This is a genomic window from Actinophytocola xanthii (genome assembly GCF_001921205.1).
GTDB classification, from domain to species: Bacteria; Actinomycetota; Actinomycetes; order Mycobacteriales; family Pseudonocardiaceae; genus Actinophytocola; species Actinophytocola xanthii.
In genome coordinates, this window is record NZ_MSIE01000063.1 from 1 (window position 1) to 24,261 (window position 24,261).

22 protein-coding genes are annotated in these 24,261 nt (G+C 72.6%); 12 read left to right on the top strand and 10 right to left on the bottom strand.

The window, feature by feature from the left end; translation table 11 throughout:
- Positions 1–441: 441 nt before the first annotated feature.
- A complete protein-coding gene (locus BU204_RS29385; RefSeq protein ID WP_075129034.1) occupies positions 442–1,242 on the top strand; it encodes an SDR family NAD(P)-dependent oxidoreductase in 801 nt (266 codons plus the stop codon).
- Positions 1,243–1,289: 47 nt separating this feature from the next.
- Here BU204_RS29385 and BU204_RS29390 read toward each other — a convergent pair whose 3' ends face one another.
- A complete protein-coding gene (locus BU204_RS29390; RefSeq protein ID WP_075129035.1) occupies positions 1,290–3,410 on the bottom strand; it encodes a M14 family zinc carboxypeptidase in 2,121 nt (706 codons plus the stop codon).
- Between the two features lie 148 nt (positions 3,411–3,558).
- On the opposite strand from BU204_RS29390, the gene BU204_RS40940 reads away from it, so the two are divergent.
- Positions 3,559–4,566 (top strand): DUF742 domain-containing protein, encoded by a 1,008-nt coding sequence (locus BU204_RS40940; RefSeq protein ID WP_198943034.1) that lies wholly within the window; start codon positions 3,559–3,561, stop codon positions 4,564–4,566.
- A 12-nt stretch (positions 4,567–4,578) separates the two neighbouring features.
- Here the strand turns inward: BU204_RS40940 and BU204_RS29400 are convergent.
- Both BU204_RS29400 and BU204_RS29405 read right to left on the bottom strand, forming a co-directional pair.
- Positions 4,579–5,506, bottom strand: a protein-coding gene (locus tag BU204_RS29400; RefSeq protein ID WP_408608058.1) for an IS5 family transposase whose coding sequence is annotated in 2 segments (ribosomal slippage) — positions 4,579–5,172 and positions 5,174–5,506 — 927 coding nt in all. Because the reading frame shifts where the segments join, the coding sequence is not laid out codon by codon here.
- 211 nt (positions 5,507–5,717) lie between these two features.
- Positions 5,718–7,454: a discoidin domain-containing protein gene (locus BU204_RS29405; RefSeq protein WP_075129036.1), complete on the bottom strand. Its 1,737-nt coding sequence runs from the start codon at positions 7,452–7,454 to the stop codon at positions 5,718–5,720.
- Positions 7,455–7,752: 298 nt separating this feature from the next.
- Here BU204_RS29405 and BU204_RS29410 point away from each other — a divergent pair, with 298 nt between their 5' ends.
- The 3 genes from BU204_RS29410 to BU204_RS29420 are packed head-to-tail and all read left to right on the top strand — an operon-like array spanning position 7,753 to position 10,230.
- A complete protein-coding gene (locus BU204_RS29410; RefSeq protein WP_083661745.1) occupies positions 7,753–8,610 on the top strand; it encodes a DUF1996 domain-containing protein in 858 nt (285 codons plus the stop codon).
- On the top strand, positions 8,607–9,179 hold the full coding sequence (locus tag BU204_RS40305; protein WP_075129038.1) for a DUF305 domain-containing protein: 573 nt from the start codon (positions 8,607–8,609) through the stop codon (positions 9,177–9,179). Before BU204_RS29410 ends, BU204_RS40305 begins: the two co-directional genes overlap by 4 nt.
- Before the next feature lie 40 nt (positions 9,180–9,219).
- Positions 9,220–10,230, top strand: a complete 1,011-nt coding sequence (locus BU204_RS29420) for a LacI family DNA-binding transcriptional regulator (RefSeq protein WP_075129039.1) — start codon at positions 9,220–9,222, stop codon at positions 10,228–10,230.
- A gap of 20 nt (positions 10,231–10,250) precedes the next feature.
- On the opposite strand, the gene BU204_RS29425 is transcribed toward BU204_RS29420, so the two are convergent.
- The 3 genes from BU204_RS29425 to BU204_RS29435 form a co-directional block, all read right to left on the bottom strand.
- Positions 10,251–11,273, bottom strand: a complete 1,023-nt coding sequence (locus tag BU204_RS29425; RefSeq protein ID WP_075129040.1) for a zinc-dependent alcohol dehydrogenase family protein — start codon at positions 11,271–11,273, stop codon at positions 10,251–10,253.
- 107 nt (positions 11,274–11,380) lie between these two features.
- Positions 11,381–12,205 (bottom strand): siderophore-interacting protein, encoded by an 825-nt coding sequence (locus BU204_RS29430; protein ID WP_075129041.1) that lies wholly within the window; start codon positions 12,203–12,205, stop codon positions 11,381–11,383.
- On the bottom strand, positions 12,205–14,472 hold the full coding sequence (locus tag BU204_RS29435) for an ATP-binding cassette domain-containing protein (RefSeq protein WP_075129042.1): 2,268 nt from the start codon (positions 14,470–14,472) through the stop codon (positions 12,205–12,207). Before BU204_RS29435 ends, BU204_RS29430 begins: the two co-directional genes overlap by 1 nt.
- 55 nt (positions 14,473–14,527) lie before the next feature.
- On the opposite strand from BU204_RS29435, the gene BU204_RS29440 reads away from it, so the two are divergent.
- Complete coding sequence (locus BU204_RS29440) at positions 14,528–15,322, top strand: TetR/AcrR family transcriptional regulator (protein WP_075129043.1); 795 nt, start codon at positions 14,528–14,530, stop codon at positions 15,320–15,322.
- Positions 15,323–15,331: 9 nt separating this feature from the next.
- Here BU204_RS29440 and BU204_RS29445 read toward each other — a convergent pair whose 3' ends face one another.
- Entirely contained in the window at positions 15,332–17,278 is a 1,947-nt protein-coding gene (locus BU204_RS29445; RefSeq protein ID WP_233160736.1) for a HelD family protein, read from the bottom strand.
- Between the two features lie 282 nt (positions 17,279–17,560).
- Here BU204_RS29445 and BU204_RS29450 point away from each other — a divergent pair, with 282 nt between their 5' ends.
- Both BU204_RS29450 and BU204_RS29455 read left to right on the top strand, forming a co-directional pair.
- Positions 17,561–18,217, top strand: a complete 657-nt coding sequence (locus tag BU204_RS29450; protein WP_075129045.1) for a HemK2/MTQ2 family protein methyltransferase — start codon at positions 17,561–17,563, stop codon at positions 18,215–18,217.
- 10 nt (positions 18,218–18,227) lie between these two features.
- Entirely contained in the window at positions 18,228–18,404 is a 177-nt protein-coding gene (locus tag BU204_RS29455; protein WP_233160735.1) for a CDGSH iron-sulfur domain-containing protein, read from the top strand.
- A gap of 32 nt (positions 18,405–18,436) precedes the next feature.
- On the opposite strand, the gene BU204_RS29460 is transcribed toward BU204_RS29455, so the two are convergent.
- Positions 18,437–19,441, bottom strand: a complete 1,005-nt coding sequence (locus tag BU204_RS29460) for an iron-containing redox enzyme family protein (RefSeq protein WP_075129047.1) — start codon at positions 19,439–19,441, stop codon at positions 18,437–18,439.
- Positions 19,428–20,549 carry a carboxylate-amine ligase gene (locus BU204_RS29465; RefSeq protein WP_075129048.1) on the bottom strand — a complete coding sequence of 374 codons (1,122 nt, stop codon included), beginning with the start codon at positions 20,547–20,549 and terminating at the stop codon, positions 19,428–19,430. Before BU204_RS29465 ends, BU204_RS29460 begins: the two co-directional genes overlap by 14 nt.
- A 101-nt stretch (positions 20,550–20,650) precedes the next feature.
- Between BU204_RS29465 and BU204_RS40310 the strand changes: the two genes are divergently transcribed.
- Positions 20,651–20,809, top strand: a complete 159-nt coding sequence (locus tag BU204_RS40310; RefSeq protein ID WP_158073530.1) for a hypothetical protein — start codon at positions 20,651–20,653, stop codon at positions 20,807–20,809.
- 82 nt (positions 20,810–20,891) lie between these two features.
- Here the strand turns inward: BU204_RS40310 and BU204_RS29470 are convergent, their stop codons facing one another.
- Positions 20,892–21,890: a DNA topoisomerase IB gene (locus tag BU204_RS29470; protein WP_075129049.1), complete on the bottom strand. Its 999-nt coding sequence runs from the start codon at positions 21,888–21,890 to the stop codon at positions 20,892–20,894.
- A 65-nt stretch (positions 21,891–21,955) separates the two neighbouring features.
- Here BU204_RS29470 and BU204_RS29475 point away from each other — a divergent pair, with 65 nt between their 5' ends.
- The 3 genes from BU204_RS29475 (at position 21,956) to BU204_RS29485 (ending at position 24,204) form a co-directional block, all read left to right on the top strand.
- The gene (locus tag BU204_RS29475; protein ID WP_075129050.1) at positions 21,956–22,498 is read left to right on the top strand and encodes a hemerythrin domain-containing protein; all 543 of its coding nucleotides are present in this window, start codon (positions 21,956–21,958) and stop codon (positions 22,496–22,498) included.
- 24 nt (positions 22,499–22,522) lie between these two features.
- On the top strand, positions 22,523–23,743 hold the full coding sequence (locus tag BU204_RS29480) for a threonine synthase (protein ID WP_075129051.1): 1,221 nt from the start codon (positions 22,523–22,525) through the stop codon (positions 23,741–23,743).
- A gap of 68 nt (positions 23,744–23,811) precedes the next feature.
- The gene (locus BU204_RS29485) at positions 23,812–24,204 is read left to right on the top strand and encodes a VOC family protein (RefSeq protein WP_075129052.1); all 393 of its coding nucleotides are present in this window, start codon (positions 23,812–23,814) and stop codon (positions 24,202–24,204) included.
- Positions 24,205–24,261: the final 57 nt, after the last annotated feature.

Consider the following 24,261-nt stretch of genomic DNA (forward strand, 5'->3'; position numbering starts at 1 on the left):
GGGTCAAGAGTGGCGAAGCCATCGCGCAGCGACGCCGCAGGCGCTCTTGAAGCCGACGATGTGGCGTTAGACCATCACCGGCCGAGGGAGCACGCTCGCAGGAGTAGGCAGCCCCAACCGAACAAGGAAAGCTCCCTGCACTCCCCCGGCTCCCTCGCACAGGCCGTCTCTAGCGCCACAGCGTCGGGGTCAAGAGTGGCGAAGCCATCGCGCAGCGACGCCGCAGGCGCTCTTGAAGCCGACGATGTGGCGTTAGACCATCACCGGCCGAGGGAGCACGCTCGCAGGAGTAGGCAGCCCCAACCGAGCAAGGAAGCCTCCCTACACTCCCCCGAACTCCCGCGCTCTTGAAGCCGACGAGGTGGCGTCAGACCATTGTCGGCCGAGGGAGCACGCTCGCGGGTGACGTGTCGGGGGTCTCGGAGCGGGTAGCCCGAGAGCATGACTGGAGTGAGTGAACGGCCGTTGGCCGTGGTGACGGGGGCGTCCAGCGGGATCGGGTACGAACTGTCCCGGGAGCTCGCCGAGCGGGACTATGACCTGCTGGTGGTCGCCGAGGATGAGGGGATCACCGCCGTCCCGGGGAAGTTGGAGCGTCCCGGTGTTCAGGTGACCGGCATCCGCGCCGACCTGACGCGGGCCGAGGAGGTGGACGGGCTCGCCGAGAAGATCACGGCGTTGGGGCGGCCGGTCGACGTGTTGGCGATCAACGCCGGGGTTGGGGTGAGTGGCGACTTCGTGCGGGAGACCTCGCTCGAGGCCCAGCTCACCGTCGTCGACCTCAATGTGCGGTCGGCTGTGCAGCTGGCGAAGCGGCTGCTGCCGGCGATGGTCGACCGCGGCTCGGGGCGGGTGTTGTTCACGTCCTCGGTCGCGGCCGCGGCGCCGGGGCCCTTCCAGGCCGTGTACCACGGGTCCAAGGCGTTCCTGCAGTCCTTCGCCCAGGGTATCCGGGAGGAGCTGCGCGGCTCGGGGGTCACGGTGACCTCGGTGATGCCCGGCCCCACCGCCACCCAGTTCTTCGGGCGCGCCCGGATGACCAACACCAAGCTCGGCGCCGGCCCCAAGGACAGCGCCGCGGAGGTCGCGGCGCAGGCCGTGGAGGCCATGCTCGCCGGCAAGGACCACGTGGTCCCCGGCTCGCTGCGCAACAAGGTGCAGACGGTCATGGGCCGGGTGGTCCCCGACCGCGTCCTCACGGCGATCCAGCGACGCATCTCCGCACCGGGCACGGCCCGCTGACCCACCGCACGGCGACGGGCGCGAGGCCCGCCGCCGTGCGACCGGGATCAACGCGCGGCGGCCTGGTGGTCGCGGGCCACCCGGAGCAGCTCGACCAGACCCGCGGCGTACTCCTGGGACTCGGCGTGCGCCTCGGGGAACGGGGGCTGGAAGCCGACGGCCTCCCACTGCCCGGTCTCCGCGTTCCACCGGTCGTTGCCGACCTCGAAGTTCCAGGCGTAGATGCCCAGGTCGTAGTACAGCTGGTCGGCGGAGTTGCCGGCGGCGGAGTACAGCACGTCGGCCACCGGGCCGGTGCGCGAGGGCCAGGTCACCGTGCCGCGGCTGGACGCGATGGCCCCGACGATCCGCTTGGCCGAGGCCTGGAACATCGCCGTCTCCTCGGGTGAGGGACGCGGCAGCGTGATCCGCCCCGGCATCGCGTACGCCCCCGGCGGCCACATGAAGTACCCGCCGTAGCTGTGCACGTTCATCCCGAACCGGATGTTCGGGTGTGCCTTCGCCAGCGCGACGACGTTGCCCGACTCGGCCTCGGAGAGCTCGCCGGTGCCCGCGTAGGTGTTGGACAGGCAGTTGGTCGCGCTCGCGCCGACATAGCCGTCGAACACGGAGCCGACCGTGTAGTTGCGGTTGACGTCCACACCCCAGGAGTCGGCGTAGCGCGGGTCGCGCTGGATACCCGTGCAGTGGTTGACCAGGTTCTTGCGCTGGAAGCTCGCGTCGTTGAACGCGTAGTTCGCCCCGTCCGGGTTGACCACGGGGATCACGAACACGTCGACGTTCTCGAGCAGCGAGCGGGTCTCCGGATCCGTCGCGTGGTTGGCCAGCAGCCGCTCGGCGAACTCGAGGGTCACCAGCGGCGTCGCCCACTCCCGGGCGTGCTCCTGCGAGTAGGCCAACACCCCGACCCGGGAGCCGTCCCGGTGCACGCCGATCCGCAGCGCCTGCACCGTCCAGGGGCGGTGCGGGACGCCGGCTGGCGCGTCGAGCCCGTCCGACATCCGGACCGGGCCGGCGACCGGCATGGGCCGGCCGGCGGAGCCGTCCTCGACGAAGGCCGAGAACCGCTGGGGGAAGCGGGCTTCGATGAGCGCGGCGACCTCGTCGGTCGTGCTCACCACGGCCCCGGTGGCGTCGGTCGCCAGCGACACGGTCAGCACCCGGTCCCGCCAGGTGGCCTGCGCGGGCCGGTTCGGCGCGCCCGGGTCCACGGTGCGGATCTGCCAGCCGTTCGGTCCCTGGTCGCCGAACGCCACCGACTCGACGACCACCGCGGCCGACGCCGGGTCCCCGAGGTAGGCGGTCGCGGTGCGGCGGTAGCCCTGGGTGCGGTGCGGCAGGTCGATGACCTCCACCAGCTCGGGGTACTGCCGAGCCAGCCGGGCGATGCGCGCCTTGACGTCGATCGGCGTCATGTAGGCGTCCACGAAGTCCCGCTGGTAGCCCTCGGGCAGCTCGGGCGGGCTCGCACCCGGCCAGGCGGCGGGGGTGACCGGTCGGGTCGTGCCGCCGAGGCTGGAGGCCGCGGTCACCTGCACCGGGCGTGCGGGCAGGGCGACCGGCTCGGCGACGTGGTACTGGTACTCGCCGGCGTCCTCGAAACGCTGCAACGGGAACGAGCCGGTGGTGCCGTCGGCGGTCCGCCAGGTGACCGTGATCTCGACCTCCGGGTCGAACACGGCCGTGGTGGCGACCCTGGTCTCGAGGAAGGTCCGCCCGTCGGTGACCCACCAGTAGGCCGACAGGAACTGCAGGGTGTCGGCCGCGGCCCGCTGGCCGGCGCCGGTCTTCGCCCGGGCGGTCGCGACGCTCTGCTGGTAGTGCCGAGCGGCGTCCTGCTCGCGCTGGACCAGCTGGAGCGGAACGGCACCCCGCGCCACCAGCTGGTCGAACCGCCGGCCGTCGAGCACGAGGTCGGCGATCACCCTGCCCTCGGCGTCCCGGCCGTGCGCCGCGACGTCGGCGCCGTCGGCCACCAGCTGGTGCAGCAGGGTCTGGTCGGGTAGCTCGAAGCGCACGAGCGCCAGCTCGTCCGCGCCCACCGTGATGCCGGCGGTGGCCGTCCCACCCGGCGGTGCGGCGCCGGCCGGAACGACCCCGGCCCCCAGCGTCGCCGTGCACACCAGGGTGACCGCGGCGGCCACGCTCCCCCACCTGGGCTTGAACATCGATGCCTCCCACACGTATGAGCAGCTGGGGAAAATCCTTCCCCAGCTCACGCAAAAGGCAAGGAGTTTCTCGCCGGGGGCGCGAATCGGGTCGAAGGTCGGGTGGTTACCGCCCGGAAACCGGGCAGGACGTTGTAGGTTGCCTCCCGTGAACGCTCCGGGGGACCATCCCGAAGCAGGTGAGGCCTGGGACGCGGCTTGGCTGGAGTTCCACGCCACCTGGCGGCCGCGGCTGCGCGCGTTCCTGACCACGCTCTGCGCTCCCGAGCCCGACCTGGCCGAGGCGGTACTGCGGGAGAGCCTGCTCGAGCACCGGCGGCGCTGGGCCACCCTCGACGACCCGGACCTCGCCCACCTCGAGCTGTTCAGGATCGTGCTGGCGCACCTGGAGCCCCACGTCCAGGAGCTCACCGCGACCCCGCACCGGACGGCCGCGCTGGTCCTGCACGACCTGCTCGAGCTGCCGGTCGACGAGATCGCCGCGATCCAGCGGACCAGCGAGAACGTCGTGAGCATGCACCTCGCGCTCGCCCACGGCGACCCGGACCACGCCGAGGGCTTCGCCCTGGCCCCCGAGGAGTCGGTGGAGGTCGACCTGGGGGTGGAGCTGCTGCACACCGCCTACGAGAACCTGGCGACGCCCGCTCCGCCGGCCCCGGACGACGACCCGGAGAGCGACTACGCGCTCGGGCTGGTCAGCGAGCAGCGGGGTGACCTGCGCGGGGCGGCCCTGTGCTTCCAGCGGGCCACCGCCTACGACTTCGAGGACGCCGCGGACCGCTTCGTCGCGGTGCTCGGCCACCTGCGGTTGCCCAGCCGGGGCCGGCACGCGCGGCACGCCCTGCGCGAGCCGCCGCCGGCGCCGCCGGTGGACCACGAGCGCCTCGCGATCGAGGCGCTCGTGATCACCAGCGAGCAGGGGCACGCGGCGGCGGACTCGCTACCCGCCGAGCAGCGGGCGATCTGCGGGCTGTGCCACGAGTCCCGTGCGGTGGCGGAGGTGGCCGCCAGGCTCAGCGTGCCCCTGGGGGTGGCGCGTGAGCTGGTCAGCGACCTCGCCTCCGACGGGTTGGTCGTCGTGCACCAGACGGCCGGGGAGGACGGGCCCCCCTACGACCTGATGGAGCGTGTCCTCGACGGCCTGCGCGGGCCGTGAGGCGGACGCGCCCTAGGGCGTGTCTGGTGGATCTTTGAGCCAGTCGAGCAGGCTGATCAGGTTGAGTGCTCCGAGGTAGTTGCGGGCGAGTCGGTCGTAGCGGGTGGCGACGCCGCGGTAGTCCTTGAGCCTGTTGAAGCGGCGTTCGATCACGTTGCGTCGTTTGTAGTGCTGCTTGTCGAAGGCGTAGGGGCGGCCGCCGGCTGAGCCTCGGCGTAGCCGGTTGCCGATCTGGTCGTCCTTCTCCGGAATCGTGGCCTTGATTCCACGCTGGGCCAGGTGGGTGCGGTTGGCGCGGCTGGAGTAGGCCTTGTCCGCGATCACCCGCTGCGGTCGGGTGCGTGGGCGTCCGGCCGGGCGGGGGACACGGATGCCGGCGAGTACATCGTGGAACAGGGTGGTGTCGTTGACGTTGCCCGCCGTGAGCACGATCGACAGAGGCCTGCCACGACCGTCGACGGCAAGGTGGATCTTGGTGGTCAGACCGCCGCGGGAACGCCCGATGGCGTGGTCAGCCGGCTCGCTGGTCGGATTCCTGTGATTCGACCAAGCCCCCTGTGTCCCGTCCTGTGCCTCGTGCCGTGCCTCGTGCCGTGCCTCGTGGCATGGCCGCGCCGTGCTGGTGCACCCGGACCAGGGTGGAGTCGATCGACACCACCCAGTCCAGCTCCCCAGCCAGATCCGCCCGCGCCTGAACAGCCGCGACAAGCCCAGCCCAGGTGCCCTCCGCGCTCCACCGCGACAACCGCTCATACAGCGTCTGCCACGGCCCGAACCGCTCCGGCACCTCCCGCCACGGCACACCAACCCGATACTTGTAGGCGATGCCCTCGATCACCTGACGGTGATCACGCCACCGACCACCCCGACGCGGCGACCGATCCGGCAACAACGGCTCCAACACCGCCCACGCCGCGTCCGACACCAACTCCCTACCCACAAAACCCACCCTGCCGGACCCCAACATCAAGATCCGTCAGACACGCCCTAGGGCACGTCTGACGGATCTTCGCCCGCGCGGTCCGCGCCCGGGCGGCCCCTGGCGGCGTTGTCGCACCGGCCGAGTACGACCCGGTACGAGGCCGATGCTCCGCCTTGCCAGCGACCACCCGGATCACGAACCGCATCGACCAAGATCCGCCAGACGCGCCCTAGCGGTACACCCGAACGTAGTCGATCGTCATGTTCTGCGGCAGGACCGTGCCCGGCCCGGGGGGTCCCGGCCAGTCACCGCCGACCGCGTTGTTCAGGATCAGGAAGAAGGGGTGGTCGAACACCCACGGCCCCCTCGTCTGCTCAAGGGTCTCCCGGTCGACGGTGAAGAACGGGTTGTCGTCCACGAAGAACCGCATCCGGGTGGCCTCCCACTCGACGGCGAACACGTGGAAGGCCGCGCTCGCGTTGGTACCGAGGTCCAGCGGCGCCCCATACCCGCCGGCGCCGAAGTAGGCCGGCGCGTGCAGCGTCGAGTACACCCGGTTCGGCTCGCGCCCGATGTGCTCGAGGATGTCGATCTCGCCGCTCGCCGGCCACGGCACGCCGTTGAAGAAGTTGCCGCCCAGCATCCAGAACGCCGGCCAGAGCCCCTGCGTGCTCGACACCCTGATCCGCGCCTCGATCCGGCCGTAGGTCGTCTCGAACTTGCCGGCCGTGTTGAGCCGGCCGGAGGTGTACTGGCAGGTGGTCGAACCGCCGCTGTTCGGGTCGGGCGGGCACGAGGAGCCGGGAGTCACCTCGCGCCTGGCCTGGATGACCAGGTTGCCCGCGCCGTCCATCCTGGCGTTGGCGTTGTTGGTGTAGTACTGGAGCTCGTTGTTCACACCCGGCCCGACCTCGGGTGTCCACTTGGCAGGGTCGGGCGTGGCGCCGTTCGGACCGTTGAACTCGTCGCTCCACACCAGACGGTCGAAGTCCGGTGCCGGCGGGGCGGGCGGTGGCGGTGTCGGGTTGCCGCCGGTGCCGTACACCTGGAACTCCCAGAGCGAGTAGCCGTAGCCGTTGGAGCGCTCCGTGCCGTACATCCGCACGTACCGGCCGGTTCCGGCGACGGTGATCGTCTCCTTGAAGCCGCGGCCGGAGGTCGTGGAGTAGATCGTGGTCCAGGTGGAACCGTCACCGGAGACCTGGAGCTGGTAGTCGACGGCGTAGGCGGGGTCCCACTGCAGCACGACCTTGTTGATCGTCGCCGTCGCACCGAGGTCGATGGCGATCCAGCCCGGGTCGACCCAGCCGTTGGTGGCGCTGGTCGCCCAGCGCGTGGCCGGGTCGAGGTCGGTCGCCTTCGACGGGGTGCAGGCGCGGCAGGCGCCGTCGTCCTGGTAGGTCGAGGCCGTGGCGGGCTTGCGGTAGGAGAGCAGGCCCTCCGGGCCGGGCTGGGAACCGCCGGTGGTGCCGAAGACCTGGAACTCCCAGAGGGAGTAGCCGTACTGGGTTGCCCGGGTGGTGAGCTGTAGGCGCACGTACCGGCCACTGCCGGAGACCGGGAGCACCTGCTCGCCGCCGCTGGCAGCGGCGGCGGAGTACACAGTGGACCACGAGGAGGCGTCGCCGGAGACCTGGACGGAGAACGCCCGGGCATGGGCGGCCTCCCAGGTGAGCCGGACCTCGTCCAGAGTCGCGGTCTGGCCGAGGTCCACCTGGATCCACTGGGGGTCGGAGAACTGGCTCGACCACCGGGTGCCGGTGTCGCCGTCGACCGCGGCCGAGCCGGGGAACGCGGCCGACTCGCTGGAGGAGACGGTGACCGGGCGGTTCTGGGAGAGCAGGGCGCCGGCCGCGGTGGCCGGGGTGGCGGGTCCGAATGCCTGGGTCAGGGTGACCGCGAGCGCGGCGGTCACGCCCAGCGAGAGCCAGCGGCGGGCCCGCGGCGGGAACGAGGCGGGTTTCATGCGTGCTCCTTCGCGCGCCGCGGACAGGGTCGGCAGCGCGACAGGAAAGGGAGAGGCAGGGCGTGAGAGCGCTCTCTCCGGACAGAGAGTGCCTTTCGGACTACCTGCTGTCAAGACTGCGGGCGAGCTAGAGCCGATCGACCCAGCTGACGCCGCCAAACGGACGCGATTTGTTCCCGGTCGGAACAAAATCGTTGACCTGGCCTGTGAGCCACGTCATGATTTGCTGTGAGAGCGCTCTCTCGATGCCCTGCAAATCCTGAGAGCTCGAGGGAGTTTGTCTTCAATGGTGAAGAAAATGACAGGATGGCGCCCCCTCACCAAGGTCGGCCTGGTGTTCGCCCTCGTCGCCGGCGCGGTCGTCGGCGGCGGCGTCACCGGCGAGCCGCAGCGGGCCGACGCCGTGATCCGAGTCGCCGAGTTCCCGGCCGACTGCCAGTTCAGCCACCGCCTGCCGGACGACCCGATCGTGGCTCCGGGCCTCCCCGGTGGCTCGCACTCGCACGACTTCTTCGGCAACCGCGCCACCAACGCGCACTCCAACTACAACCAGCTCGCCGGCGCGACCGGCAACTGCAACCCGGCCTCGGACATCTCCTCGTACTGGGTGCCGACGCTGTACCGGAACAACCAGGTGGTCGTGCCGACCGGCATCACGTTCTACTACCTGGGCGAGGGCGTGAACAACCCGGCGGCGACCCAGCCGACCCCGGTCGGTCTCAAGATCGTCGCCGGCAACGCGCGGGCGACCGGCGACGGCGACAGCATCGCCAGGTGGTCCTGCCTGCACGCCGGGCACGTTGCCCCGTCGAAGAACTTCGTGAACTGTCCGGCGGGTACCCAGCTGGAGACCTACCTGGACTTCCCGCAGTGCTGGAACGGCACGAGCCTGGACTCCGCCGACCACAAGAGCCACATGTCCTACCCGGTCGGCGGCAACTGCCCGTCCTCGCACCCGGTCCAGGTGCCGAAGCTGCGAATGGTGCTGCGCTACCCGGTCAACGGCGACCCGGCGCAGTTCCGGCTGGCCTCCGGCGACGGTCGCACCATGCACGGCGACTTCTTCAACGTCTGGCCGGCCGCCGAGATGGAGCGCCGGGTCCGGGACTGCATCCGCCCGGTGGTCAAGTGCGGGCACGACGGACGTCCTCTGTGAGGTGTCGGCTCCTCGCCGTCCTGCTGGCCACCGGCCTCACCGCCTGTGGCCAGCAGGACCCCGCCACGCCGCCCTCCGCCAGCCCGCCGGCGCCGCCCCCGGCAGCCGCGGAACCATCGGTTCCGCCCGGCGGTTTCGGTCCGACCGAGCAGGCGTTCACTCAGCTCGCGATCTCCACCGACGACCAGGCGGTGCGGTTGCTCGACCTGGGTGCACGGCGGGCGGCGAACCCGGCACTGCGGGCGTTCGCGGGTGAGCTGGCCACCACCCGCCGCGCGGAGCTCGAGTCGCTGCACGGCCTGCTCGACGCGGCGTCTGTCCCCTACCAGAACCTGCACGAGGGCCATGACATGCCGGGTATGCCGACCGACGCCGAGCTGACCGGGTTGGCCTCCTCGGCGGCGTTCGACACCGAGCTCACCCGGCTGGTCCGGGCGCACCTGACCGAGTCGGCCACGGTCGCCCGGTCCGCAGCCACCCAGGTGACCCACGAGCCGACCAAGGCCGTCGCGGCGGCTATGGCCACGGAGCGGGCCGCGGCACTGACCCGGCTGGCGAGCCTGAACTGAGCTGGGGAACCCCGGCGTAGCCCGACGGTATAAAGAGGCGGTGCCCACCCCGCGCCGCGCCCCGCTCAAGCGCGTCACCCTCGAGGAGGTGGCGAGGGCGGCGGGCGTGTCCCGGGCGACGGCATCACGCGTAGTGAATGGCGTGACGACAGTGGACGAGGCGATCAGGTCGGCGGTCCAGCGAGCGATCGCGGACACCGGCTACGTGCCGAACCCGGCCGCCCGCTCACTGGTGACCCGGCGGGCGGAGGCCGTCGCGCTGGTGCTGCCCGAGCGGGCCCGGCTGCCCGGCGACCCGTTCCTGGGCCGGCTGCTGCGCGGGACGAGCAGAGTGACCGGGGACCACGGCGTGCACCTGGTCCTGATGACGATGGACGCGAACACCCGCGACCAGGTGGCCGCCGACCTGCACCGCGGCCGGCTGGACGGCGTGATCCTCGTCCACCCCGGCGAGCGGGACCCACTCCCCCGGCGGCTGGTCGAGAGCCGTTTCCCCGTGGTCCTGTCGGCGCGGCCGGCCGAGCCCCTCGCGGTCACCCACGTCGAGGCCGACCAGCGTGCCGGCGCGGCGCTGGCCGCGGACCACCTGCGGTCGCTGCGCCGCCGGCGCATCGTGACGATCACCGGCCCGCTGCACACCGCGGTCGGCCACGACCGCCTCGCCGGCTTCCGCGACACGCTCGCCGACCCGGACCTGGCCTGGGTGGAGGGCGACTTCAGCCGGGAGAGCGGGGCCGTCGGCATGACACACCTGGTCGAGGCCCACCCCGACCTGGACGCGGTGTTCGCCGCGTCGGACCTGATGGCCCAGGGCGCCCTGTCCGTGCTGCGCGCGCGAGGCCGGGCGGTCCCGGCGGACGTCGCCGTCGTCGGCTTCGACGACAGCGGCGTCGCCCTCGCCTGCGACCCCCCGCTGACCACGGTCCGCGAGCCCGTCGAGGAGATGGCGGCCGAGCTGGCCCGACTGCTCCTGCACCACATCGACCACCCCGACAGCCCGCCCGCGCGAACCCTGTTCACCCCGACGCTGGTCCACCGCCACTCGGCCTGAAGGGCCCCGAGCGGGCAGGCTCAGACGGTGAGCAGGGTCTTGATCGCGCTGCGGTCGTCCATGGCCGCGTAGCCCTCGGCGGCGCGGTCGAGCGGCAGTTCGAGGTCGAAGACCCGCCCGGGGTCGATCCGGCGGTTCCAGATCAGGTCGATGAGCTCGGGCAGGAAGCGGCGTACCGGTGCGGGCCCGCCGTGCAGGTGCACGTGGGAGAAGAACAGCTCCTGGCCGGGCAGCTCGACGCCGTGGGAGACGCCGACGAAGCCGACGTGCCCGCCGGGGCGGGTGGAGCGCACGGCCTGCATCATGGCCTCCTGGGTGCCCACCGCCTCGATCACCGAGTGGGCGCCGAGGCCGTCGGTGAGGTCCTTGACCCGGGCCACGCCCTCGTCGCCGCGCTCGGTCACGATGTCGGTCGCCCCATACTCGGTGGCGAGCTTCTGGCGGGGTTCGTGCCTGCTCATCGCGATGATCCGGTCGGCGCCGAGCTGCCTCGCCGCCAGCACCCCGAGCAGTCCGACCGCGCCGTCGCCGACCACGGCGACGGTCTTGCTCGGCCCGACCTCGGCGGCCACCGCGCCGAACCAGCCGGTGCCCAGCACGTCGGAGGCGGCCAGGAAGCTCGGGACCAGGTCGTCGGGCGGTACGTCCGGGGTCGCCACGAGGGTGCCGTCGGCCAGCGGCACCCGCAGCAGCTCGGCCTGGGAGCCGAAGGCGCCGATGGGCTCCCGGTCGACGCAGGAGCTCTGGTAGCCGGCCCGGCAGATCTCGCAGGTGTTGTCCGAGGCGAAGAAGGACCCGACCACGAACTGGCCGGGCCGGACCGTCCGCACCTCGTCGCCGACCGCCGCCACGACGCCGACGTACTCGTGCCCCATCGGGGAGGGCCGCTCGACCCGCTCGATTCCCCGGTAGGGCCACAGGTCGGACCCGCAGACGCAGGTCGCGGACAGGCGGATGACCGCGTCGGTCGGGGCGAGGATGGCCGGGTCGGCCCGCTCCTCCACCCGGACGTCGCCGGGAGCGTGCAGCACAACGCCACGCACGGTGTTCTCCTTCTGTTGTCGCGAGGTGTCCCTGCGTCCAGGCAACCACCGATCCGCCGCCACGGCAGCGGGAACGACGAGCTACCCCGATCGCCCGCCGAGGAGGGTCAGCCGTCCGACTGAGCCAGGCGCTCCTGGGCCTGGGCGAGGTCCTCGGGCGTCGGCGGGTCGTCCTCGGTGAGCCCGCGCCGCCAGTAGCCGGCGAACTCGATCCGGGCCTTGGGCACCCCGCGCCCCACCAGATGCCGCCGCAGTGCCCGCACCACCGCTGCCTCGCCGGCCAGCCAGGCGACCGCGGTTGGCGGCACCTCCAGCGCCGTGACGGCCGACAACAGCAGGTCGCCGCCGGGCGGGCGACCGTCGCGGTGCAGCCAGTGCGAGGTGATCCGCGCCGGGGAGGTCAGCCCCTGTTCCTCGGCCGCCGACGCGACCTCCACGACCACCTCGGCCGATGCCCCGGCCGGCAGCGAGGCCAGCAACGACGCGATCGCCGCCAGCGCCGTCTCGTCGCCGGCGAACAGGTACCGCGACGCCGCGGGCAGCGGACGCCGGTAGACCTCGGACGGGCCGTACCGGCCGAGCACCTGGCCCGGCTCGACGGCGGCCGCCCAGCGCGCCGCCGGGCCGTGGTCACCGTGCAGGACGAAGTCGACGTCGATCTCCCCGCGCCCGGGGTCGTGGCCACGCACGGTGAAGCTGCGCATGACCGGTCGCTCCGCCTCGGGAATGGCCAGGAACGCCGTGTACCAGCGCATCTGGTCGTCGTCGGCCGGCGGCAGCCGGGGCTTGGTCTGGCCCTCGCGCGGGAACAACAGCTTCAGCTGCTGGTCGGGCCAGGCGGTGAAGCCCTCGGGCGCGCGGAAGCTCACCCGCACCAGGCGCGGGGTCACCCGGCGGACCGCGGTCACCTCGAGCAGGCCGACGGCTTCCATCACACCCCCACGTAGGTTCGCAGGTGCCGTGCGGTCAGCGAGTCCCCCCGCTCGACCAGCTCGGCCGGCGTACCGGTGAACACCACCCGGCCGCCGTCGTGGCCGGCGCCGGGACCGAGGTCGACCACCCAGTCCGCGTGCGCCATCACGGCCTGGTGGTGCTCGATGACGACGACCGTGTTGCCGGTGTCGATGAGCCGGTCGAGCAGCGCCAGCAGCTGGTCGACGTCGGCCAGGTGCAGGCCGGTCGTCGGCTCGTCGAGCACGTACACCGAGGCCTTCTCGGCCATGTTGATCGCGAGCTTGAGCCGCTGGCGCTCGCCGCCGGAGAGCGTGGTCAGCGGCTGGCCCAGGGTCACGTACCCGAGGCCGACGGCGGCCAGCCGGTCCAGGACCACCCGGGCCGGGCCGGAGGGGAAGAACTCCCGCGCCTCCGCCACGGACATGGCCAGCACCTCGGAGATGTTCTTACCCCGCAGCGTGTGCCCGAGCACCTCGGCGGTGTACCGCCTGCCCTCGCACTCCTCGCAGACCGAGGCGACACCGGCCATCATCGCGAGGTCGGTGTACACTAGGCCGATTCCCTTGCAGGTCGGGCAGGCGCCCTCCGAGTTGGCGCTGAACAGGGCCGGCTTCACGCCGTTGGCCTTGGCGAACGCGGTGCGGATCGGGTCGAGCAGGCCGCTGTAGGTCGCCGGGTTGCTGCGCCGGGAGCCGCGGATCGCCGACTGGTCGACGACCACCACGCCGTCCCGACCGGCGAGCGAGCCGTGGATGAGCGAGCTCTTGCCCGAGCCGGCGACGCCGGTGACCACGGTCAGCACGCCCAGTGGGATGTCGACGTCGACGTTCCTGAGGTTGTGCCGGTTCGCGCCGGTGATCGAGACGTGCCCGGTCGGCCGGCGGACCTCCCGGCGCAGCCCCACCCGGTGGTCCAGGTGCCGCCCGGTCAACGTGTCGGAGGCGCGCAGGCCGGCCACGTCACCGGTAAAGCAGATCCGCCCCCCATTGGAGCCGGCACCGGGACCGAGGTCGACGACGTGGTCGGCGATCTCGATCGCCTCGGGCTTGTGCTCCACGACGAGGACCGTGTTCCCCTTGTCCCGCAACCGGAGCAGCAGCGAGTTCATCCTGGCGATGTCGTGTGGGTGCAGCCCGACCGTCGGCTCGTCGAACACGTAGGTCACGTCGGTGAGGCTGGACCCGAGGTGGCGCACCATCTTCACCCGCTGTGCCTCGCCACCGGAGAGCGTGGCGGACTCGCGGTCCAGGCTCAGGTACCCGAGCCCGATCTCCACCAGCGAGTCCAGCGTCTCGCTCAACGTCGCCACCAGGGGCGCCACCGACTCGTCGGTGATCTCCCGGACGAACACGGCGAGGTCGCTGATCTGCATGGCCGAGCACTCGGCGATGTTGCGGCCGGCGATCTTCGCCGAGAGCGCCGCCTGGTTGAGCCGGGCGCCGCCGCACTCCCCGCAGACGGCGAAGGTCACCGCGCGGTCGACGAACGCCCGGATGTGGGGCTGCATGGACTCCCGGTCCTTGCTCAGCAACAACCGGCGGACCTTGACCACGAGCCCCTCGTAGGTCGTGTTCATGTCGGCCATCCGGACCTTGGTCGCGGGCCGGTACAGGAAGTCCGCCCACTCCTGCTCGGTGAAGTCGCGGAGCTTCTTGTCCGGGTCGTAGAACCCGGAGTCGGCCATCGACTTCCAGTACCAGGAGCCGACCGAGAAGCTGGGAACGGTGATCGCGCCCTCGTTGAGCGAGCGGTCCCGATCGACCAGACCGTTGATGTCTACATCGGACACCTTGCCCAGGCCCTCGCACCGTTGGCACATACCCTCGGCGAGGTTGAAGCTGAACGCGCCGGACGTGCCGACGTGGGGTTCGCCGATCCGGCTGAAGATGATCCGCAGCATCGTGTGCGCGTCGGTCGCGGTGCCCACTGTGGACCTGGCGTTGGCGCCCATGCGTTCCTGGTCGACCACGATCGCGGCGCTCAGGTTGCGCAGCGCGTCGACGTCCGGCCGGCCGATGCTCGGCATGAACGACTGCAGGAAGGCCGTGTAGGTCTCGTTGATCAACCGCTGGGACTCGGCCGCGATCGTGCCGAACACGAGCGAGGACTTGCCTGACCCGGACACGCCGGTGAAGACCGTGAGCCTCCGCTTCGGGAGGTCGACCGAGACGTCGGCCAGGTTGTTCTCGCGAGCACCGCGGACCTCGATGAGGCCATGGGTGTCGGCGGCATGCACTGAGGCCATTTGTTCTCCTTGGGGTGTACGGTGACAATACTTTACGGCGTAAGGAGATGTCGAGGTGGTTCTCTTCGCCGGCCAGGGCGATGCCCGCCGGGCGCTGGAGCTGCTCTGGCGCACCCCCGTGACCAGGGAGAAGCGGCCAGGACCGAAGCCGGCGCTGACGATCGACGAAATCGTGGACGCGGCGGTGGCGATTGCCGACGAGGAGGGCATGCCGGCGCTGTCGATGCGGGCGGTCGGCCAGCGGCTCGGGCGCAGCGGGATGTCCCTCTACACCTACGTGCCGAACAAGAGCGAGCTGGTCGACCTGATGTACGACCACGTGCACGGCGAGCTGAACGGCGACTACGGGCTCGACCAGGGCTGGCGGCCGGCCGTACGCGCCTGGGCCGGCGACCTCTGGTCGTTCTACCAGCGCCATCCCTGGCTGCTGCAGGTCTCCCAGGTACGGCCGGTACTGGGGCCCAACGAGTACGCCGTGGTGGAGACCGTGGCCCGCATCCTCACCGAAACCAGCCTGCCGGCCAGGACCCTGCTGCGGGTGGTGGGGACGCTGTTCCACTTCGTCCGCGGCGCGGCCCAGACGGTGGCCGAGTCCCGCCAGGCCGCCGCGGCCACCGGGCTGTCCAACGAGGACTGGTGGGCGGTCCGCTCGGCGGTGGTCCCGGAGGTCGTCCCGGACTTCGCCCGGCGCTACCCGACGATCGTCGCCCTGGGGCAGGCCGACACGTTCCGGCCCGAGGAGGGCGTGCCCTACCTGGAGAGCCAGGCCGCGGAGACCTTCAGGGTCGGGCTCGCCACGATCCTGGACGGCGTGGAGGCCGCGATGGCCCGCGGACCCGGTGAACCGTGAGGCCGGCGCTCACCGCTCGCGCACCGCGGCCAGCTCGGCCGGCGGCGGCCCGGGGTGCACGAGGCCGAGCCGTTGGGTGGCCCTGGTCATCGCGACGTAGAGGTCGTTGTGCCCCAGTGGCTCGCCGAGCATCCCGGCCGGGTCGACGACCAGCACCGAGTCGAACTCCAGGCCCTTGGCCTGTCCCGGGGTGAGCAGAACCACCGGCTCGGTCGGGTCCGGTGGCCCGGTCAGCGACAGCACCACCGCCAGGGCGTCCAGCCGCGCGGCCGGGGCGACCACCGCCAGCCGGCCGCCGCCGGCCAGGAGGTCGGCGGCGACCTCGGCGACCACATTGGGCAGTTCGGCCTCGGTCGTCCGTACCCGCCAGGGCGTCTCACCGGCCGAGCGGACCGACCGGGGCGGCCGGGCTCCGGGGTGGTGGGCGGCGAGCAGGTCGGCCGTCGCGTCCATGATCTCCGTCGGCGTCCGGTAGTTCACCGTGAGCGGCGCCAGCCGCCAGCGGTCCCGCACGTGCGGGGCCAGCGCCCGCTCCCAGGAGCCCGCCCCACCGGGGTCGCCGGTCTGCGCGAGGTCCCCGACGACGGTCATCGACCTGGTCGGGCACCGCCGCATGACCATCCGCCAGGCCATCTCGGACAGCTCCTGCGCCTCGTCGACGACCACGTGGCCGAAGGTGGCACGGGCCGCGACCCCGTCCGCACCGACCAGGGCCGCCGCCTCGTCCAGCAGCGGGAGATCCGCCGGGCTCCACTCCCCGCCGGACACGCCGAGCAGCTCCGCCACCACGCCCTCGGCGGTCAGCGTCGGCCACAGCTCCTCGAGCGCGGCCCGTACCCCGTCGTCGGCCAGCAGCGCGTTCCGCAGAGCGGCCCGGTCGGTCTCGTCCAGGATGGTCCTCGGCCCCTCGTCCTCGTCGCGGGCGTCGTCCACGACGACCCCCGCGGCGGCGAGCGCGCGCAGATCGGCCGCGCTCAGCCGGCCGTCCGCGCTGCCCCCGTCGATGGCCTCGCCGGTCTCGGTGAGCACGACCGCCTCCATGCGTTCCACGAGGTCCCCGGCCAGCGCCTCCACGACGTCGCGCTGGAAGACCAGGCCGGCCTCGTTGTGTGGGAGGCCGGTGCGCCTGGCCCGGCGCACCGCGCGGGCGTAGGCGCCCTGGTCCAGCCGCAGCACCTGCCGCTCGAACTCGACGTCCACCGGCTCCGTGGGCGTCCGCACCCGGGAGCGCACCTGCGCCGCCACCCGCTCGGCCATGTCCGCGCGCCCCTTCTCCTCGGCGGTTCGGGGCGGATCGACGCGGCCGACCCGGACGCCGGGACAGCGGTCGAGGACGAGGTCGGCGATGGTGGCGGTGACGACGCTGTTCTCCCCCAGGCCCGGCAGCACCTGGCCGATGAAGTCGAGGAAGACGCGGCTGGGCCCCACCACCAGCACGCCGCGGGTGCGCAGGTGCGGCTGGGTGTAGAGCAGGTAGGCGACCCGGTGCAGGGCGACGGCGGTCTTGCCGGTGCCGGGCCCGCCGGTCACCACCAGCACGCCGCGGTGCTCGTCCCGGACCACCGCGTCCTGCTCGGCCCGCAGCGTGGTCACGATGTCGCGCATCCGCCCGGTCCGCTGGGCACTCACCGCCGCCAGCAGGGCCGCCTCGCCGACCAGCCCGTCCGGCTCGCCGCCGGCCGAGTCGAGCAGCTCGTCGTCCAGGGCGACGACCCTGCGCCCGCGGGTGGTGATGTGCCGCCGGCGCCGGACACCCTGGGGAGCCGCCGCGGTGGCCGTGTAGAACGCCCTGGCCGCCGGCGCCCGCCAGTCCAGCAGCAGCGTCGCGGCCCCGCTCCCGAACAGGCTCAGCCGCCCGAGGTAGACCCGCTCGCCGTCGGACATGTCGAGCCTGCCGAAGCACAACCCCTGCTCGGCGGCCTCCAGCCGGGCGAGCTCGGCCCGCCAGAGGTCCATGCGTGCCGGGTCGGTGCCCTCCCGTCGCGCGGCGGCCAGGCGCCGCGCGGCCTCCGCACGCAGCCGGTCCACCCGGGCGTACAGCCCCGCCAGGTACTCCTGCTCGAGGTCCAGCTCCCCGCCCACGCCACCCTCCCACTTCCTCGGCGACCAGTGGCGTCGAGGTTGCCGGGACACCACCGGAAGAAAAAGTCTTGTTCTTCCGGCCGCCGTCAGCCGCCAGGCGACCTGCGGCGCCGTCGCCGGCGGGTTTGAGTGCGGCGAAGGGAGGTAGACCGTCGCATGTGGCTTCTACGACCGCCCGGGGTCTACCGCCCCCAGGGTGACACTTGGTTGCTGGCCCGGGCCCTGCGGGACGCGGGCGTACCACCGGGCGGTGCGGTACTCGACATCGGGTGTGGCACGGGAGCGCTCTCGATCGCCGCGGCGCGGACCTCACCCCGCTCGATGACCGCGTTCGACCTCTCCAGACGCGCGGTGGCCGCGGCGCGGTTCAACACCGCGGTGCGTGGCCTGAACGTGCGCGTGCGGCGCGGCGACGCACTGGAAGAGGCGGCGGGCGAGCAGTTCGACCTGGTCCTGGCCAACCCGCCCTACGTGCCCGGAGTGGCCGACCTGCCCAGCCGCGGTCCCCGCCGGGCGTGGGACGCCGGCTCGGACGGCCGGGCGATGCTCGACCGGATCTGCGCCATGGCCCCGATCCTGCTGGCGCCCGGCGGTGTGCTGCTGACCGTCCACTCCGCTCTCTGCGACGTGGACCGGACGTTGGCCCAGCTGCGCGGCGGCGGCCTCAAGGCGTCGGTCGTGGCACGGGCCGACGAACCGTTCGGTCCGGTCATGCGCGATCGGGTCGACAAGCTGCGGGAACTGGGCCTGATCGACCCGGACCAGCGGGTCGAGGAGCTGGTGGTGGTGCGCGGTGACCGGCTCGCCAGCTGAGCGTCGCCGGGTGCGGATCGAGACCGGCGGGCCGGTCCTCGTCGAGGGTCCCGTCGAGCTGACCGGCGACGACGGGACCACGGTGACCGCCGACCGCTTCCTGGTCGCGGTCTGCACCTGCCGCCGCAGCAAGCGTTATCCCCTCTGCGACACCAGCCACCGCAAGCGGGTGCGGACCGACACCTGAGGCTGGAGCCCCGGGGGTCGGTCCGCCACGGCTCAGGCCGGCCCCGGGTGCTCCGGCAGCTCGGTCAGCAGCGAGCAGCGCCCCTCCCGCCAGGACCCGAGCAGGTGCTCGGCGAGCCGGCCCTCCAGGTACTCCGTGGCCTGCACCCCGAACACGACGTCGCCGGCCAGCTCCGGCTCGCGCTCCAGCAGGTCGCCGATGACGTCGTGGCGCAGCACCTGCTCGTGTACCGCGTCCGCCTCGATGTGCTCGGTGAAGAAGTGCGTCGTGCGCTCGGTGCCGCCCAGCCGCTCGAGGGCCTGGGCCAACCGCTGCGCGCTGGGCGCCGTGGTGATCTCGGCGGCGGCGAAGTGCCCGACCATCGCCCCGCGCAGGGCCCGGTGCAGGCCCAGCATCGACATCAGGTTGACGATCGCGATCTGCGGGGCCGGCACGTCGTCGAAGTAGTGCAGGTAGCCGGCGTCCAAGCCGGAGGCCTCGAGCAGGTCCGCGTAGAGCTTGGCGTGCACGCGGTCTGCGTGGCCGCCGCCGTACTCGTCGAACTCCACGGCCACCAGCGCGGCCTTCGCCCGCCCGGTCAGCCGCGGGATCAGCCAGGCGTGCGGGTCGGCCTCCTTGAGGTGGTAGATCGACCGGTGGGTCAGGTACTCCCGCAGGTGCCACCACTCGCCCTTGTCCCGGAGGAAGTGCGAGACCCCCGAACCGGGGATCCGCTCGACCAGCAGCTCGTCGAGCACCCCCGCGACGTCGTCCCCCGCGGGCACCGCGTCGCGCAGCGCGGCCAGGAACGGTCGCTCCAGCTCCCGGCGTGCGGACAGCAGCCCCGGCTCCCACTCCCAGGCGGGGTCGACACCCTCGAACCCGCGGTAGTGCAGCTCGTAACAGGTGTGCAGGGCGACCGCGAGGTCCGCGCCGAACGGGTCTGCGTCGTGCACGGGGAGCCGGACGCGCCCCGGCGCCGAAGCCAGTGCCTCGACAACCGCCTCCGAGAGCGGGCCTCTCGGCTTGGGCAACCGTCCGATGTCAACAGTCAACATTCTCTTCTCCCATGCTGAACGCGGACTTCGCGAGCATCCGCACGATTTGGACCGGGTCGGCGAAGGCGAGCTGCCGGCGCGCACCGGTACCGGAGACGAGGAGCCGCCGAAGTAGGGACTCCACGAGGTGCTCGTCGCCGGTCTCGGCCAGCGCCGGCCGGACCGTCTCGACGAGGTCGGCGACCAACTCCCCGGCCGGTACCTGGCGCGCCAGCAGCGGGTGCACCGCCGGCCCGTCGAGCCCGTAGCGGGCGGCCGACCAGACCGCGGCCGCCGCCACCTGGTCGTCCAGCTCCGGCGCGGGCCGACCGCGGCCGATGTCGCGGAGCGCGGTTCGGACCAGGGCTCGGCACAGGGCCGCCTGCAGCAGCGCGCCGTCGACGTCCGCCGAGACGTCCGCGACCCGGAACTCGACCGTCGGCAGCCGCGGCGAGGGACGGACGAGCCAAAACGTCATGGCCTCGTCGAGCAGCACGCCGGCCGACACCAGGCGCGCCAGCCGGGCGGTGTAGGCACGCAGCGAGCCGAACCGGGGCGGCACGCCCGAGCCGGGGAACCGGGACTGGCTCACCATCCGCCAGCTCGCGAAACCGGTCCGCCTGCCCTCGTGCACCGGGGAGTTCACCGAGAGCGCCAGCAACGTGGGCAGCCAGGGCCGAACGTGGTCGACGACGGCGACGGCGGTCTCCGGGTCCGCCACGCCGACGTGGACGTGGCAACCGCAGGCCTGGTAGTCGGCGACGACCCCGGCATACCTCGTGGCGATCCGCTCGAACCGCTCTCCCGGGGTGGTCCGCGTCTCGCCGCCGAGCACGGGCGTACCGGAGGGCACCACAAGCAGGTCACGGGCGGCGGTGGCCAGCTGGTGCCGGGCGTGGTAAAGCTGCGCGCCGAGTTCGGCGAGCGACTCGCACACCCCCGAGGCGGCCTCCACCTGCGTGGCGAGCAGCTCGGGTTGCAGGCTGGCACCGGGCCCGGCCATCGGCAGCGCACGCGCGGCCGCGATCACCCGTTCGGCGGCCGGCACCGTACGGGCCGTCGCCGGGTCGGCGAGCAGGAACTCCTCCTCGACGCCGACGGACCAGCCGGACGCCCGGTTGGTCGTCATGGCTGCGGTTAGCCGTAACGGTGGTGGGCCAAACGCGCGACAGTAGGGGTGTGGTGACCGGCATATCGGGGTAATCACCTGCCGGGAAAGGGAGAGATGCCATGACTGTCCACGCTCGCCAGCTCGCCCGTATCTGCCGTGAACGAATGGTCGCCCAGGATGAGGAGTCGCTCATCACGGAGCAGCCTGGTCAGGACAACCAGCAGCAGCCCGCCCAGGCCGACCCGCGGTCGGAGCAGCGCGAGAACGTCCTCAGCTGACGGGGGTGCGTCCGAGCCCACTCCGGACGCACCCTCGCCCACGACAACTTCACTCGACACCCGACCCGCGGGGCCGCCGGCCCTACTCGTCGAGCAGGCGGATCACGGCCTTCTCGACGGCCAGGCGAAGCTCGTCGTCGGCCAGCCCGGACAGCCGCTCCGGCAGACCGGTCAGGGTCTGGCCGCGCTCCCAGGCCGACACCACCCGTGGATCGACGTAGGAGCGACGGGCCACCGCGGGGGTGTTGCCCAGCTGCTCGGAGACCTCCTTCATCACCGCGGCCTCCACCCGCCGGCGCCCACGCGCCGAGGACGGCGGCTCCACACCGGCGAACGCCACCGCCGCCAGCACCGTCGCGTGCCAGGTGCGGAGGTCCTTCGCGGTGAACTCCTCGCCCACGATCGACCGGAGCTGGTCGTTCACGTCCTCCGCGCGTACGTCGTGCCGCCCTGTCCGATCCTTGTAGGACAGCAACCGGTCGTCGTCGGCCCGGCCGCGGCGCAGCGCCGTCACGAGCGTGGCGAGCTCGGAGTCCCGGATCCGCAGCCGGCGCTCGATACCGCCCTTGGCGGTGAAGTTGAAGTTCAGCACGCCCTTGCTGACCTCGACGTCGCCGCGCAGCAGGGTCGCCACCCCGCGGGTGCCGTTGTCGTTGGCGTACTCCTCGCCGCCGGTGCGGAACACCCCGCGGTCGAGCATGCGCAGCGCCCCGGCGATCACCCGGTCCCGGCCGAGACCCGGCCGGGACAGGTCGGCGTCGATCCTGGTGCGCAGGTCGGGCAGGCGGCGGCCGAGCTCGACGACCCGCCGGTGCTTCTCCTCGTCCCGGCGCTCGCGCCACGCCTCGTGGTAGAGGTACTGGCGCCGACCGGCGTCGTCGACACCGACTGCCTGAATGTGCCCGTTCGGGTACGGGCAGATCCACACGTCGCGCCAGGCCGGCGGAATGGCCAGCCCCCGGACGCGCTCGAGTGCCTCGGCGTCCAGCGGTGCGCCCTCGTGGTCGGTGAAGCTGAAGCCCCGCCCACGACGCTGCCGCCGGATGCCCTTGCCCCACACGTTGCTTCGCCGCAGCCGCATACGCGCAGAGCTACCCCGGAACGAGGCGATGAATCACGGTGACGCGATTGGGGTACACAGGACACATGACGGACCTCGTTGACGCAGTCCTCGACGACCACCGCGTCGTCGGCCGCATGCTCGACGACGTCGCGGCGAGCGGCGACGCGCGCAACCGGCGGGAGCTGCTCGAGCGGGCGATCGCCGAGCTCTCGCGGCACTGGACGGCCGAGGAGCAGTTCCTCTACCCGACCGTGCGCCGGGTGCTGCCCGGCGGGGACGAGCTCGCCGACCAGCGCCTGGCCGAGCACGCCGACGGCGAGCGGGTGATGAACGAGCTCCAGCACGTCGACGCGGCAACGCCCCGGTTCGACGAGCTCGTCACCGGCCTCGTCGACGCGGTGCGCGGCCACCTGCGGACCGAGGCGGACATGCTGTCGCGGCTGCGCGAGGCGTGCCCGCCGGAGGAGCTGCGCGAGCTCGGGCACGGGTACGAGCAGAGCAAGAAGGTCGCGCCCACCCGCCCGCACCCGCTGGTACCCGGCACGGCACCGGCGAACAAGATCGTCTCTACCGGACTCGGCCTGGTCGACCGGGTGCGCGACGCGATCACGCGGCGCAACACCTGAGGGACGCGCCCCTAGACTCCCCGCATGCCCGAGCCCTGGCACAGCGCGCTCACCCACCTGGAATGTGCCCGCTGCGGCATCCGGCACGACGCCTCCGTCCCGCAGAACCTGTGTGCCTGCGGCTCGCCGCTGCTCGCCCGGTACGACCTGGAGCGGGTGGGTGCCACGGTCGCGCCAGCCGACCTCGCCGAGCGGGGCCAGGACCTGTGGCGCTACCGCGAGCTGCTGCCGGTGGCTGGCCGGGAGAACGCCATCACCCTCGGCGAGGGCATGACGCCGATCCTGCCGCTGGCCCGCTACGGGCACGGGATCGGCGTACCCGGTCTGCTGGTCAAGGACGAGGGGCTGCTGCCGACCGGCAGCTTCAAGGCACGCGGCGCGGCCGTCGGCGTCTCCCGGGCCCGCGAGCTGGGTATCGAGGCGATCACCATGCCGACCAACGGCAACGCCGGCGCCGCCTGGGCCGCCTACGCGGCCCGGGCCGGCCTGCGCTCGCTCGTGGTGATGCCGGAGGACGCCCCGCGCATCACCCGCATGGAGTCGGCCCTGGCCGGTGCCCGGCTGTACGTCGTGGACGGCCTGATCGGCGACGCCGGGGCGATCGCCGCCCAGGCGGTGGCCGACGGCTGGTTCAGCACGGCGACCCTGCGCGAGCCCTACCGGGTCGAGGGCAAGAAGACCATGGGCCTGGAGATCGTCGAGCAGCTCGGCTGGCGCGCACCGGACGTGATCGTGTACCCGACCGGCGGCGGGGTCGGCCTGATCGGCATCCACAAGGCGCTCGAGGAGCTGCGGGCCCTGGGCTGGCTCACCGGACCTGCACCCCGCCTGGTCGTCGTGCAGGCGGCGGGCTGCGCGCCGCTCGTGCGCGCGTTCGAGGCCGGCAGCTCGACCGCGCCGCCCTGGCCGGACCCGCGGACGTTCGCCTACGGCGTCAACGTCGCCAGCACGCTGGGCGACTTCCTCGTGCTGGACGCGGTGCGCTCGACCGGGGGCACCGCCGTCGCGGTCGCCGACGAGGACATCCTCGCCGCGCAGGCCGCCTGCGCCGCCGCCGAGGGCCTGGTGACCTGCCCCGAGGGCGCGGCGACGCTGGCCGCCGTCGCCCGGCTGCGCGAAAGCGGCTGGCTCACCGGCGAGGAGGAGGTCGTCGTGCTCAACACCGGCAGCGGCCTGAAGTACCCGCCGCCGGCGGGCTCTCCCGAGCCACCTCACCTCGCACCGGGAGCGACGCTGCCCGACTGACGCCCCGTCCGGTCCTGTGTCCGGTCCGTTCAAGACGGGGTGCGGCGCACGGCTCTAGCGTGTGCCGCATGACAGCTCGTTTCGACATGATCGGCATGGTGGTCGCGGACATGGCGGCCGCACTCGCGTTCTACCGGCGGCTCGGCCTGGACCTCCCGGCCGAGGCCGACGCCGAGCCACACGTGGAGGCCCAACTGCCGGGCGGTCTACGTCTGGGCTGGGACACGGTCGACACCGTCCGCTCCTTCGACCAGTCCTGGTCGCCGCCCCGGGGCGGCCCGGCGATCGGCCTCGCCTTCCGCTGCGACTCCCCGGCCGAGGTCAACGCATTGCACGACGAGCTGGTGGCCGCCGGGCACCCCAGCCACAAGGCGCCGTGGGACGCCTTCTGGGGCCAGCGTTACGCCGTCGTGGTCGACCCGGACGGCAACCACGTCGAGCTGTTCGCCCCGCTCGGGTAGCGCGAGGTTCTTCCGAAACACCTGCCAAACGTGTTGCGCGCCCACGGGCCGGCGTCC